Source organism: Bacillus thermozeamaize (assembly GCA_002159075.1).
GTDB lineage: Bacteria > Bacillota > Bacilli > ZCTH02-B2 > ZCTH02-B2 > Bacillus_BB > Bacillus_BB thermozeamaize.
In genome coordinates this window covers 17,559-30,430 of sequence record LZRT01000134.1, presented here as the reverse complement: position 1 = coordinate 30,430, position 12,872 = coordinate 17,559, and the positions used below count along the sequence as shown (strand labels likewise).

Annotated in this window: 15 protein-coding genes; 7 read left to right on the top strand and 8 right to left on the bottom strand. The window is 52.9% G+C overall.

Annotated features, from left to right (window positions below; all coding sequences use genetic code 11):
* The first annotated feature begins 2 nt into the window (after nucleotides 1-2).
* Nucleotides 3-1,064, top strand: a complete 1,062-nt coding sequence (locus tag BAA01_04630; GenBank protein OUM84327.1) for a histidine kinase — start codon at nucleotides 3-5, stop codon at nucleotides 1,062-1,064.
* Nucleotides 1,048-1,692, top strand: a complete 645-nt coding sequence (locus tag BAA01_04625; GenBank protein OUM84326.1) for a DNA-binding response regulator — start codon at nucleotides 1,048-1,050, stop codon at nucleotides 1,690-1,692. Before BAA01_04630 ends, BAA01_04625 begins: the two co-directional genes overlap by 17 nt.
* A gap of 13 nt (nucleotides 1,693-1,705) precedes the next feature.
* On the opposite strand, the gene BAA01_04620 is transcribed toward BAA01_04625, so the two are convergent.
* From BAA01_04620 to BAA01_04610, 3 genes are all read right to left on the bottom strand, one after another.
* Complete coding sequence (locus tag BAA01_04620) at nucleotides 1,706-2,920, bottom strand: hypothetical protein (GenBank protein ID OUM84325.1); 1,215 nt, start codon at nucleotides 2,918-2,920, stop codon at nucleotides 1,706-1,708.
* A 210-nt stretch (nucleotides 2,921-3,130) separates the two neighbouring features.
* Nucleotides 3,131-3,325 (bottom strand): hypothetical protein, encoded by a 195-nt coding sequence (locus BAA01_04615; GenBank protein OUM84324.1) that lies wholly within the window; start codon nucleotides 3,323-3,325, stop codon nucleotides 3,131-3,133.
* Between the two features lie 2 nt (nucleotides 3,326-3,327).
* Nucleotides 3,328-5,400: a carbon starvation protein A gene (locus tag BAA01_04610; protein OUM84323.1), complete on the bottom strand. Its 2,073-nt coding sequence runs from the start codon at nucleotides 5,398-5,400 to the stop codon at nucleotides 3,328-3,330.
* Between the two features lie 166 nt (nucleotides 5,401-5,566).
* Here BAA01_04610 and BAA01_04605 point away from each other — a divergent pair, with 166 nt between their 5' ends.
* The 3 genes from BAA01_04605 to BAA01_04595 all read left to right on the top strand — a co-directional run bounded on the left by BAA01_04605 (nucleotide 5,567) and on the right by BAA01_04595 (nucleotide 7,849).
* Nucleotides 5,567-6,343: a 3-oxoacyl-ACP reductase gene (locus BAA01_04605; protein OUM84322.1), complete on the top strand. Its 777-nt coding sequence runs from the start codon at nucleotides 5,567-5,569 to the stop codon at nucleotides 6,341-6,343.
* 366 nt (nucleotides 6,344-6,709) lie between these two features.
* Nucleotides 6,710-7,396 carry a peptidase gene (locus tag BAA01_04600; GenBank protein ID OUM84346.1) on the top strand — a complete coding sequence of 229 codons (687 nt, stop codon included), beginning with the start codon at nucleotides 6,710-6,712 and terminating at the stop codon, nucleotides 7,394-7,396.
* 81 nt (nucleotides 7,397-7,477) lie between these two features.
* Nucleotides 7,478-7,849 (top strand): DUF4912 domain-containing protein, encoded by a 372-nt coding sequence (locus BAA01_04595; protein ID OUM84321.1) that lies wholly within the window; start codon nucleotides 7,478-7,480, stop codon nucleotides 7,847-7,849.
* Nucleotides 7,850-7,916: 67 nt separating this feature from the next.
* Here BAA01_04595 and BAA01_04590 read toward each other — a convergent pair whose 3' ends face one another.
* From BAA01_04590 to BAA01_04575, 4 genes are all read right to left on the bottom strand, one after another.
* Nucleotides 7,917-9,170 carry a UV damage repair protein UvrX gene (locus BAA01_04590; GenBank protein OUM84345.1) on the bottom strand — a complete coding sequence of 418 codons (1,254 nt, stop codon included), beginning with the start codon at nucleotides 9,168-9,170 and terminating at the stop codon, nucleotides 7,917-7,919.
* Between the two features lie 166 nt (nucleotides 9,171-9,336).
* The gene (locus BAA01_04585) at nucleotides 9,337-9,639 is read right to left on the bottom strand and encodes a hypothetical protein (GenBank protein ID OUM84320.1); all 303 of its coding nucleotides are present in this window, start codon (nucleotides 9,637-9,639) and stop codon (nucleotides 9,337-9,339) included.
* A 91-nt stretch (nucleotides 9,640-9,730) separates the two neighbouring features.
* Complete coding sequence (locus tag BAA01_04580) at nucleotides 9,731-9,937, bottom strand: hypothetical protein (GenBank protein ID OUM84319.1); 207 nt, start codon at nucleotides 9,935-9,937, stop codon at nucleotides 9,731-9,733.
* Nucleotides 9,938-10,092: 155 nt separating this feature from the next.
* Nucleotides 10,093-10,488 carry a hypothetical protein gene (locus BAA01_04575; protein ID OUM84318.1) on the bottom strand — a complete coding sequence of 132 codons (396 nt, stop codon included), beginning with the start codon at nucleotides 10,486-10,488 and terminating at the stop codon, nucleotides 10,093-10,095.
* A gap of 213 nt (nucleotides 10,489-10,701) precedes the next feature.
* Here BAA01_04575 and BAA01_04570 point away from each other — a divergent pair, with 213 nt between their 5' ends.
* Nucleotides 10,702-10,995, top strand: a complete 294-nt coding sequence (locus BAA01_04570; GenBank protein ID OUM84317.1) for a hypothetical protein — start codon at nucleotides 10,702-10,704, stop codon at nucleotides 10,993-10,995.
* Nucleotides 10,996-11,152: 157 nt separating this feature from the next.
* Nucleotides 11,153-11,290, top strand: coding sequence for a phosphoesterase (locus tag BAA01_04565; protein OUM84316.1), 138 nt, complete (start codon nucleotides 11,153-11,155; stop codon nucleotides 11,288-11,290).
* An 86-nt stretch (nucleotides 11,291-11,376) separates the two neighbouring features.
* Here the strand turns inward: BAA01_04565 and BAA01_04560 are convergent, their stop codons facing one another.
* Nucleotides 11,377-12,846, bottom strand: a complete 1,470-nt coding sequence (locus BAA01_04560; protein OUM84315.1) for an arginine decarboxylase — start codon at nucleotides 12,844-12,846, stop codon at nucleotides 11,377-11,379.
* Nucleotides 12,847-12,872 lie beyond the last annotated feature (26 nt).

Below are 12,872 nucleotides of genomic sequence, written 5' to 3'. Positions count from 1 at the left end.
TCATGGGCAAGAGGTTAACCAATCTTATCTGGCGGGGCATGGGCGAGTCGATCCTTTTCAGTCTCATCCTGTTTGGCGGTATCGTGGTTTTTCTTTATTCGCGGGGGTATCTGGTGTTGTTTTCCTCCTGGCGGGAAGGGATTCAGCTCATTCTGACGCTGTTCGTTGTGGTGATCGTGGCGGGTGCCGCGTTTGGCTATTGGTCTTTTATCCGAATTCAGATTCGCCTGGAAAAACTTCGTGAAGCGATGCTGCATTTGGAAAGAGGGAATCTGACAGGGACTGTGCCGCCGCTTGGAGAAGATGAGATTGGGCGGCTGGGGGAACAATTGAATCGGATTACAAAAAAATGGGAAGAACAGGTCACTTCGCTGCAGCGATTGTCCAATCATAATGCGCAGCTTGCGCAGAAGGCGAAGATTTCAGCGATTGTCGAGGAGCGGCAACGTTTGGCAAGAGAACTGCACGATGCGGTCAGCCAGCAGTTGTTTGCCATTTCCATGACGGCGACGGCGGTTGGACGCACGATGGATCGGGACTTTGAGAAAGCCCGGCGGCAGATCCATCTGATCGAAGAAATGGCTTCCGTCGCCCAGTCAGAAATGCGGGCGTTGCTTCTCCACTTGCGTCCGGTCCATTTGGAGGGGAAGCGGCTGTCGGAGGGGCTGTTGGAATTGCTGCATGAACTGCGCGCCAAAGTGCCGATTGAGATGACGTGGGAGATGGAGGAGGAAATTCAGCTGCCGCGGGGGATTGAGGATCACCTTTTCCGCATCGTTCAGGAGGCGTTATCCAATGCGCTGCGCCATTCCAAGGCGTCGAAACTGGATCTGAAGCTGCATTGTCCAGGAGAGACGATCCGCCTGTTGATTCAGGATAACGGGGTCGGCTTTGATTTAAATGAAAAAAAACGCACCTCTTACGGCCTGGAGTCGATGCGCGAACGGGTGAATGAAATTGGCGGAACATTGAGCATCATTACCGCTCCGGGGAAAGGAACCCGGATTGATATCCGCGTGCCGATTTTAACGGGGGAGGAGAGGAAGAATGAAAACGCCGATTAAAGTCCTGCTGGTCGATGATCATGAGATGGTCCGGATCGGCCTGGCCGCTGTTCTGGGAACGGAGGAAGATATCGAGCTGGTGGGAGAAGCCAGCAGTGGTGAAGAAGGGATTCGCATCGTTGAGAAGTACAAGCCGGATGTGGTCCTGATGGACCTGGTCATGGAGGGGATGGACGGGATTGAGGCCACGCGCAGGATTCTTGCGATTCACCCGGCTTGCAAGGTGATCGTGCTGACCAGTTACTTGGATGACGAGAAAATTTACCCGGTGATTGAAGCCGGGGCCTTCAGCTACCTGCTGAAAACATCACGTGCCACGGAGATTTCCCAGGCCATCCGGGCGGCGATGAACGACCAGCCCGTGCTCGAATCACAGGTGGCTTCCAAAATCATGAATCGGTTCCGTCAGGAGAAACAGGAGAATCTCCCTCATCAGAATTTAACGGAACGGGAGATGGATGTGCTGCGGCTGATCGCCGCCGGCAAGTCCAACCAGGAGGTTGCGGATGAACTGTTTATCAGCGTGAAGACCGTCAAATACCATGTGACAAACCTGCTGGCCAAACTGGGAGTGGAGGATCGCACGCAGGCCGCCATTTACGCGTACAAACATGGCTTGGTGAAGTAGCCGTTTTTTCAATCTACTTCTTGTTTTGTAAAATGGGACTTTTGTCGCTTCCCCTGGTATACCTCTTACCGAGGGAGTATGGAATGAATCCTGCCATCGGCAAAAGAAGCAGGACGGCGACGATGAGGAAGGAAGTCTGAAGACCAACGCCTTCCACCAACACCCCAAACCCGAATGGAAGGCAGGTAGCCGCCAGCCGGTTGAACATTTCCCGCAGCCCTGCCGCCAATCCCTGTTCAGCCGGGTCCACGGCCTGTGAAAGCAGCGAGATCAAGAGCGGCAGCGTCATTCCTACGCCGAATCCGGTCAGCAGAGAAAGCCCCAGAATCGCCCAGAACTGTTCAAACAGCGGGACAAGGCAAAGTGGAAGGATGGCCAGGATGCCGGCTAGAAACAAAAGCTGGTAGCTCGACAGAAAACGGTGGAACCAGCGGATGAACAGCGGTGAAAAAATGCTCGCCAGGGCGATGGAAGAATAGAGCAACGAGATCACAGTGGCCGAAAACTTCAGCTGTTCCAGGTACACCAGATAAAAGGAACCACGGATGGCCGAACTGGACAAGCGCAAAAAGGTGCCGTACATCACGATCACGACAGCCGGAATCGCCAGCAGGGAGAAGGCCTTTCGATAATCCTTCCAGTTGGGCAGAAGCTGCTGGATAAAGCGGGTTTGCCGGACTTCTCCGGCCGGTTCAGCCGATGGCAACAGGGATGCGACCAATAGCAGCAATCCGTTCCATACCGCGATGGCCGAAAAAGCGCCGATGGGCCCCAGATGATCCCACAATACTCCCAGCAGCAGCGGACCGATAAAGGTGCCCAGGTTGGAAGCAAAACTGTAGGTCCCGGCATGCGGTTTTTGAGCCTGTACCTTGCTGCCTACGAGCAGCGTCTGAGAGGCGATCCAGGCCATGGACTGCATGATGCCGAACAGGAGCTGGAGTCCGATCAGCGCGTAAATGGAAGGGATGAGCGGATAAAGCGGAGCCAACAAAGCCATGACGGTGGCACACAGGAGAAGCACCCGCTTCGAACCCAGCTCATCCACCAGCGCGCCGGATGAAATGGACAACAGGATCGGCAACAGGGAGACGGCGCTGACAGCCAGTCCGAGCAAGGCCGGGGGCGCGTTCAGGGCAACCGCCCAAAGCGGGACGAGCAGTGCGTTCATCGGCTGGATACCGAGGCTGAAAAAACCGGTTGCGTAGACGATGAGTGCGTAATTCATCCTGAATGAGGCTCCTTTTTTCGCTGTTTGCTGGACTATGAGTTTCTGAAGTAAAATGTGGTTTAATATCGTATTATTTCTATTTTGCTCCTTTCTCTGTTTTTTGTACAGTCTATTTATCTATTTATTGATTGGACGACTGCCGCAGATGAAAACAAACATGCCGCTCCTGGTCCCGAACAAGCCGGGAGCAACAGGAGCGGCACCATCCTAGCAACAGCGGTTGACCGACCCACTTTCGTAGCGGTTTTTCAGCGCGTACAGATAGTATTCTTTCTCCGTCATAGGAGGCCGGTCCGGATGAGTGGATCTGTGGTGTTCCAGATATTTCTGGTAGTCCGGCATGCCAAAAATCGTCTTGATGTTTGAGCGTGCCCGGCCGATCCATCCCAATACCTGTTTCACGGCTATCTACCTCCGGACGATGCAATCTTCGACTGAACAAACGGCGTTTCCATCAGTTGCAGGTTTTCCTTGCGGATCAGGATTTTGTACCAGGTCCAGAAAGCGTTCAGGATGAGCAGAACCACAACGGCGATAAAGATGATCGTCACTGCGGCATCCAGTTTGTCATTGAATACAATCTGGTGCATGACATCCATGTTGGGGGCCGGTGCCAGGAGTTGGCCCTGGGCGATCGCTTCTTCATACGGTTTTGCATGGGCATAGAATCCAATCTTTGGATCGCTGGAGAACAGCTTCATGAAAGCGGCTGACAACGTCGTCACACAGAGCCAGACAAACGGCACAAATGTGACCCAGGCGTATCGGGTTTTGCCCATCTTGATGATGATGGTGGTGGCGACAGCCAACGCGATTCCAGCCAGCATCTGGTTGGAAATGCCGAACAGCGCCCACAGGGAGTTGATCCCGCCGAAGGGATCGACAGCGCCCTGATACAGGAAATAGCCCCAGCCGAGTGTCATCAAAGCAGACGCAATCACATTGTACGCAAACACGTCCGTACGGGCGAACGGTTTGTAGAAGTTGCCGATAATGTCCTGGATCATGAAGCGGCCGATCCGGGTTCCGGCATCGATCGTGGTCAGGATGAAGACCGCCTCAAAGAGAATGGCGAAATGATACCAAAACGCTTTTGCTCCCGCCAGAAATTGCGAGAAAATCTCCGCCATCCCGACCGCCAGCGTCGGCGCGCCGCCTGTCCGCGACAGAATTGTCGATTCGCCGATCTCTTTTGCCGCATGGGTGATTTGATCCGGCGTCACCGTGAATCCCCAGGACGAGATCTTCGCAGCGGCGGCGGCAGCGTCTGTACCGATGACCGCAGCAGGCGAGTTCATGGCAAAATACAGTCCCGGATCCAGCGCGCAGGCAGCGATCAGGGCCATCACTGCAACGCCCGATTCCATCAACATGCCACCGTATCCGATCATGCGTGAATGAGATTCTTTTACCAACATTTTCGGTGTGGTACCGGAAGACACCAGAGAGTGGAAACCGGAAACCGCCCCGCAAGCGATGGTGATGAACAGAAACGGGAACAGCGGGCCGGCGAACACAGGACCAGTTCCATCGATAAACTTGGTGACGGCCGGCATTTTTAAATGGGGCAATACGAACAAAATGCCGAACGCCAGCAGGAAGATGGTGCCGATTTTGAGAAAGGAGCTGAGATAGTCACGCGGCGCCAGCAACAGCCACACTGGCAAGACAGACGCGATAAAGCCGTAGATCGCAATCATGATGGCCAACTGGTCGGCTTTGAATGTAAAAAATGTTGACCAAGTCGGATCGGCTGCCACATATTGACCTGCCCATAAAGATAAAAGCAGCAATACCAAACCGATCAGCGAGCCTTCCAGTACGCGGCCGGGGCGGATATAACGCATGTAGAGTCCCATAAATATAGCGATTGGTATTGTCATCGCAATCGTAAACACGCCCCACGGCGAATCGGCAAGCGCTTTAACGACGACCAGGCCTAGCACGGCGATCAGGATGATCATGATGGCCAGGATGCCGAACGAGGCGATCATCCCGCCAACCGGTCCGACTTCTTCCTTCGCGATTTGGCCAAGCGATTTTCCGTTGCGGCGCATGGACGCCATTAAGATCACGGTATCCTGGACGGCGCCTGCCAGTACGACACCGATGATGATCCAGAGCGCGCCAGGCAAATAACCCATCTGTGCAGCCAGTACCGGTCCCACCAGCGGTCCTGCTCCGGCGATGGCCGCAAAATGGTGGCCAAACAAGACCCATTTGTGGGTCGGCACGTAGTCTTTCCCGTCATTGTGGATTTCGGCGGGAGTGGCCCGGTTGTCGTTTACTTCAAAGATCTTGTGGGCGATAAATTTGCTGTAAAACCTATAAGCGACAGCGTAGGAACAAACGGCGGCAATGACGAGCCAGGCGGCGGAAATGGTTTCGCCACGCGCCAGCGCCAGGATTCCGAACCCGACCGCCCCCAGGACAGACACTGCCGTCCATAAGAGAATGGAAAACAGTCTTTTTTTCACAATGATCCTCCTCCACAAAAAATTCTAACATTATAAAATATGGCTGAGTACAATTATAAATTAATTTATCACAACATCAAGTGATAAAGGTTCAGTAAAAAACCAGAACATCAGATATAATGGTTATCAATGGTAAACATGCAAGGGTAAAACACGCAAGGAGGAGATCTTTGTGCAAGCAAAATCATTGCAAGAGCAAGTCGTTCTCGTGACAGGAGCGGGCCGCGGGTTGGGAGCAGCGATTGCCAAAGCGTTTGCAAGTGAGGGAGCAAAAGTGGTCATCAATTATTTCCAAAGCGAAGAGAAAGCGAATGAATTGGCGGAGTCGCTTGGTGACCGTGCGGTAGCACTCCGGGCCGATGTCCGGGATGAAGAGCAAGTGCGGGAGATGTTTTTCCGGGCAAAAGAACATTTCGCTTCTCCCGTTACAACGGTGGTCAATAATGCGCTGATTGATTTTCGTTTTGATCCGGATGCAAAGAAAGACGCATGGTCGATTCGCTGGGAGGATTACCGGAAACAGTTGGAAGGCGCTGTTCAGGGGGCATTGAACACCGTCCAGGTGGCGTTGCCCGACATGAAAGAGATGAAATTCGGGCGCATCGTCAATATCGGCACGAACCTTTTCCAAAACCCTGTCGTGGCGTATCATGATTATACGACAGCGAAAGCGGCCTTGCTCGGTTTTACGCGCAATATGGCCTGTGAGCTGGGGCAGTACGGGATTACAGTGAATATGGTGTCAGGTGGATTATTAAAGGTGACGGACGCAAGCTCCGCCACCTCGCAGGAAGTTTTTGCATTGATTGAAACGACGACTCCTTTGCGAAAAGTGACCACCCCGGAAGAAGTAGCGGATGCGGTGCTGTTCTTTGCCTCTCCTTGGGCGCGAGCGATCACCGGGCAAAATCTAGTGGTTGACGGCGGTCTGGTGATGGATTGAGCTTTTCGCAAGCTGAGAATGGTTAACGATCCGTCAGTCGGTCAAGAACCAGTTTGGTCACGGATGTGAATTCATCTCTGATGATCTCTTCTTCATCCGCGGGTATTTCCAGGTTATCGTCCTCAAGGCCCGGTGCGATGCTTGGAGAGGGTTTTCGAACCGGATGTTGTATCGACAGCTGATGCTGTTTCTTTTTCATTCGTTTTGCCTCCTCTCATTGGATCTCGGCACGATTTTCAGGGTGTATTTTTTGTGTTCTTTTTTTATAATGAGTAATAGAGAAAAACTCATTCGTGAAGTCCACATTCTCAAATGGTCTGATACAGCCGCGGGTCATTCATTGGGAGGAGGTAATCCAGCATGATGATTTTATTTCATCCGATGGACTTTCTCATATTTATCGCTTTCGGCATCGCGTTATGGGCGCAATTTAAGGTCAAGGGGAACTTCAATCGCTGGTCGCAGGTGCGCTCCTCATGCGGGATGACGGGAGCCGAGGTGGCGCGGCGGATTCTCGATTCGGAAGGGCTTTATCACGTCGACGTCGAGTTGTCTCGCGGCGGCATGTTGTCCGATCATTATGATCCGATTGCGCGGAAGGTGCGCCTCTCAGAGGAGGTGTATTACGGGAATTCCATCGCTTCGCTCTCTGTGGCTGCCCACGAGACGGGGCATGCCATTCAGCACAAGGTCTCCTATCCGATGCTGGTTCTTCGCCATCGGATCTTTCCGATTGCCAATTTCGGTTCTTCCCTGGCGCCGCTCCTGCTGATTGCCGGGTTCCTTTTCAAAGCCACGGGGCTCATTGGCCTTGGGATTCTTTTCTTCGCAGGCGCTGTGGCTTTCCAGCTGGTGACGCTTCCCGTCGAGTTCAATGCCAGCGCAAGGGCCGGGCGGAAGTTGGTGGAGATGGGATTCTTGCGGCAGGAAGAGATGCCCGGGGTTCGCAAGGTGCTCGGTGCCGCGGCGCTCACGTACGTGGCCAGCGCTCTGGTGGCCTTGCTTGAATTGATCAAGTATGTGATGATCTTTGCTAGTGCCCGCGAGGAATAAGTTTGCGATTTGACTTTTCAAAAAATAGTTTTTGCGGTATGATAGTGTTGACTATCATGTTTAAAGGGGTTTGGATGCTGAATGAAGGTGAAACCAGCCGACAAGAAGATGTCAGTTGATGATCCGGCTATACGGATGTTGTTCCGGCATCCCAATTCACTTGTAGCCACCTGGCACATCCATCAGGATTGGAAGAAGCGAATTGAAGAGATGTTTAACATTCCTTGGTCGGATCTTCCCTTTGCTTTGCGTTTGTATGATATTACAGAGCGGGAAGTAAAGGAAGACGGGCTGGACTCCTATGTAGACTACGGAATCAATCATGAATCGGGCGAATGGATCTTGTTCGGGATCGAACGCGGCAGGGTCTACTGTGTGGATCTTGGTGTGCGCATGCTGGGAGGACGGTTTTATCCCATCAGCCGTTCCAATCCAGTCGAAGTTCCGTCGTAATATGGAAAGAGCGCCGTTTTCTTCTTGGAGACGGCGCTCTTGTTTTATTTGTTCCCGCGATCCCTGATCATGCCCAGTGGCCCCCTATCTTCCTTGAGCGTTCCAGCATGACGCCGCCGGAGGTGTAACTGCGGGCACGAAGCAAGGCGGTGGATCCATATTTGCGGCGAATGTCATCCATGACGTAACCGAGGGCCCGTTTTTTCATCACATCTTCAAACAGGTTTAGCTGGATGTGGTCATCCGGAGACAGCTGGCCGAGCGACAGGCGGATGCGCCGCACCATCTCGCCGGTATAGTGTTGTTCAAACAGCTCCAGGCAGGTGCGATAGATATCCAAGGTGACGTTGGTCGGTTGACTGAGCGTTTTTGAGCAGTGAAAGCCGCTCTTTGATTCCTTTTGGCTGTAGTCGATGCCGAGGTGGACGGTACGGCCTGCCATGTTGGCCTCCCTTGCCCTTCTGGCCACTTCTTCGGCCAATTCCAGAATGATGGTCCGGATTTCAACGGGGTCGCGATAGTCCCGCAGGAGCGTAATGCCATGTCCGAAGCTTTTGGGGACTTCGCGCATTCCCGCGCCGATGACTGGCGACAGATCCACGCCCCAGGCATGGTAATAAAGTTGGCTTCCGATCATGCCGAATTTTTTCTCCAGGATTTCCCGCGGGGTATGGGCCAGATGACCTACGGTGCGAATGCCCATTTGCTGCAAGTGCCTGGCCAGTCGCGGGCCGATGCCCCAGATTTTTTGAACGGGTTGTGGCCACAGTTTTTCGGGAACTTCTTCGTACGAACAGGCTGCCAGGCCGGTTCGCTTCCCCTCGATGTCCAGGATGGCTTTGGCCAAAAATTTGTTCGGTCCGATTCCGATACAGGAAGGCAGGCCAAATTGCTCGTAAATGGCAGAGCGTATCTTCCTGCCCACCGACCAGGCGTCTCCAAAGAGCTTTTCGGTCCCGTCCACGCAGATCCACCATTCGTCGATGCTGTAGGGGTGAATGGCCTCCTTGGGAACGAACTGGTGCAGAAGGCGCGTGATCTCGAGGGATTGGCGCAGATAGTGCCGCATGCTGGGAGAAACGATGTGGATAAAAGGAAGCCGCGGCACATCAAACAACCGTTTTCCCGTGCCGATGCCATAGTCTTGTTTGAGACGGGGGGTGGCGGCCAGGACGACGCTGCCGCTCCGTTCCAGATCGCCGACGACGGCCAGATAGGTCTTTTCCGGATCCAACCGGCGCCGAACGCATTCGCAACTGGCAAAAAAAGCTTTCATATCGAGGCAGAGAACCTGATGACGAGGCAGGGTGCGATAATCCATCATGGTGCCCAGTCCTTTCTGGTCATCCCAAAATCGAATATATGTTCCCTTATCTGTCACTAATATAGGCCATCGGGGGCTGTCGTTCAATGGTAAAACGAGGAAAGCCCGCCGGTTGGCGGGGCGGAGATAAGGCGGGCAAGGCCATGATGCGGGAGGGAAATGCTCATTGATAGAAGGACAGAATGGCTTCATATTGCGGGTGAAAATGGCGGTATATCTGCTGAACCGCCTCTTGCGGAGCGCGGGCCGGTTTGTACCATCCCCGTTGGTTCATGAATTGAAAGGTGGCCGCTTGGAGCTCCAGCTTGTCATGAAGGATGTTCCAGAAAACCTCCCGCAAGTCCTGAGAATCACATTCAGTGGCTGCGTGCCTGTAACAGGAGGAAAGGTGCTTGAGGGTATCCAGACAGTCCTGCAGCAAGTCTTGATCCGGAAGCCGGGTGTTGGGTCGTTCCGTGACCGTCATCTCATCACATCCTTCCGCTTGGAATGTACTGGCTGACAGGTACAGGTTCCTGAAACAGCTGCGAATGGCACAGCGTTGTCTTTGGTTGGAATCACTGGATCCGTGTATCCGATTTGGGCAGCTGCCTCATCAGCGCGATGAAATGTTCCCGGTGCCGATCTGCCAGTTGTTCACAGAGCTTTTTCACTCCTTGATCGGAGGAATAGTCGGCATACATGCGAAATTTGGCCGCTGCTGCGTGTTCGCTTCGCAATAATTCTTCCAGCTGATGCAGTTCCACCTGTGTGAGGACATCCATGGATCGGTTTTCCTCCTTTGCGGCTGTACAGGGTGTCTTTTGTAGTATGTGCAAAGGCGCTCCAGCTATGCAAAAAAGAGCCATCAAAGCGCCTTGGAGGCGCCCCGATAGCCCTTGTGAACCGATGGGATAAATCGTTGTTTTTTCGTTGGGATTTAACGGTTGAAATACATCGTCCGGCCATTGAACAAGCGCGTTTCCGCTTTCAGCGCCTTGCCCAGGTACCGGGTAAACTCGTTTCCTTTGGCGATGTCGCCGTGGGTGGCTCCGTCGGGGAGAATGATCTGGATCATGGTCTGGTTTTGCTTGTTTTTCCCCATGCCAATGATGATCATCCGGTAATTGGGATTGTTTCCCTTCAGAATAAACCACTGTCCTTTTTTCTCTGGATGATCTTCAATGGTATACGGGAAAGCGGCGGCTGCATAATCCCAATCTAGTTGCTCGCCAGTGTGCCGGGTCATGTTGACATAGCGGCGAAACAGTTCCTTGATTTCTTCCATTGTGACAGAAGATTCTTCACTTAAAATCAATGTGGCAGCTTTCGGCACGAACCCTTCACTCCTGTATCTCATTCTTCTGCATGTGTGATCAGCAGCTGGTTTAAATTGGATCGCCTTTATTGTATCAAAAGGGGTGGAAAAAGTACACGCGAGGCATGCCAACCGGATTGTAGCAAATCTTTGAGAAATTTGCTGGTGACATGAAAAGAAATTCTGTGATATAATGGAGCACATGTAGAAAAAGAAGGAGGGGTAGGACCGATGGAGAGGCTTTATGATGAGACCGAACGCTGCCAGGTTCGTTTTGTTGGGTTGCTGACCGAGAAGGCACGTTATGATTTCTGCATCGTTTCGACGCATCAGTTTTTCGGGAAACCATTGGTCATTTGTACCCAAACCGGCCGCTCTTCACTGCTGGGTGTAGAGGATGCGACAAACCTCGAACACCTGAAGCAGGTTTACCAGATTCCAGATGATGAAGAGGCCGAGGAACTTTCCTTCTTTTTCAAGTCTGTGTTGCCCGCCAATCCGATATATGAGCAGTATAGCGAATAGAGAAGGAAGCGATGGAAGACGATGAGGTGTGTGCCTCGCGTCTTTTTTTATTGCTTTTTTTTGTATCGTGCTCAGGATTGACAAATAAAGTATAACACATTTAAAATAAAGTATAGCATATATGGGGTTGATTCAAGGGAAGGGGGACGTGCGGTAGATGGGGATCTTGGTTTGTCAGCGTTGCGAGGAGACGGTTGATTTTTTTGAAGATGAAAAGGTGAGCACGCGCTACACCGTTTGTTGCACCTGCCAGGAAGAGGAGCATGCGTCAAAGGGATCGCTGGGGGACAGGTAATCAGGAAAGCGTATCTGGATAAGGTTCTGAATCCGTGGGAAGGGGATGGCCAAAAGCCATCCCCTTTATCCCTTTATCATGATGTTTTACGCAATCGGGCGGTATTCCTTAATCACCTTTACTTTTTCCAGGGTTGGATCCTCAGGTCCCTGGACAGGAAGCCCTGCCTCCATGTTTTTTTGAATATAATCCAGGCTTTCCTGTTCGATGATTTCTCCTGGAAGGAGAATGGGAATGCCCGGGGGATACACCATGATAAATTCGGCGATAATCCGTCCAACCGCTTCCCGCAGCGGAACCAGCTCCGTATCGGCATAGAAGGCTTCCCGTGGCGAGAGCGCCAATACGGGGATGGGCGGCAGGTGGACATGAATGGGACAGGCGCTGAGCTGATGCCGAAAATCCCGGGAAAGGTGCTGAAGCGCTTTAATCAGCAGGTTGACTGTTTCATACGTGTCACCCGGGGTGATGATGCACAGGATGTTGTAAAGGTCGCTGAGTTCCACTTCAATGTTGTAATGTTCCCTCAACCAGATTTCCGCTTCATATCCGGTGATTCCCAGATCCTTGACACAGATCGGAAGTTTTGTCAGATCCAGGGCGTGGGTCGCTTCTCCGCCCAGGATCTCCGGGCCGATACAGTACAGGCCGGGGATTTCGCTAATCTGCTGGCGGGCATAGGTGGCCAATTCCAAGGCGTAGGTCAGCCGTTCATGCCCCTGTGTTGCCAGAAAACGTCTGGCCGCGTCCAGGGAAGCGAGAAGAATATATGAAGTGGAGGTGGTTGTCAACATATTCATAATCGCTTGCACCCGGTGCGGGTTCACACGCGGTCCCTGGATGTTGAGGATCGAACTTTGGGTCAGCGAACCTCCCAGCTTGTGCATACTGGTCGCAGCCATGTCGGCTCCGGCTTGCATCGCGGACATTGGCAGGCGTTCATGGAAATGGATGTGCACCCCATGCGCTTCATCGACCAGTACCGGGAGGTGATGGGCATGCGCCAGGTCAACAATTTGTTTAATATCGGCCGCGACGCCGTAGTAGGTCGGATTGATCACCAGGACAGCCTTGGCGTCGGGATGTTCTTTCAGGGCTTTGGCCAAAGCCGAGGTAGTGATTCCATGGGCAATGCCGATTCGTTCGTCCAGGACGGGATGGATGAAGACCGGGATGGCATCGGCCAGGATGATGGCCGACATGACCGACTTGTGGGCGTTACGGGGAACAATGATTTTGTCGCCGGGGCGACAGGTGGCCAGGATCATCGTCATGATGGCGCCGCTGGTTCCCTGTACGGAGAAAAACGTGTGATCAGCGCCGAAAGCTTCGGCGGCCAGGTCCTGTGCCTGCTTGATGATGCTGGTCGGATGATGGAGATCATCCAATGGACTGATGTTGATGAGGTCCATGGCCAGTACCGCATCACCGACAAATTCGCGAAACTGAGGATCCATGCCCCTCCCCTTTTTATGGCCAGGAATGTGGAAGGGCACGGGATTGCGGCGAATATGGTTGATCAGTCCTGTAAAGAGGGGGGTTTCTTCCTGCGACAATGTATATCCATTCCTCCTCATATGAT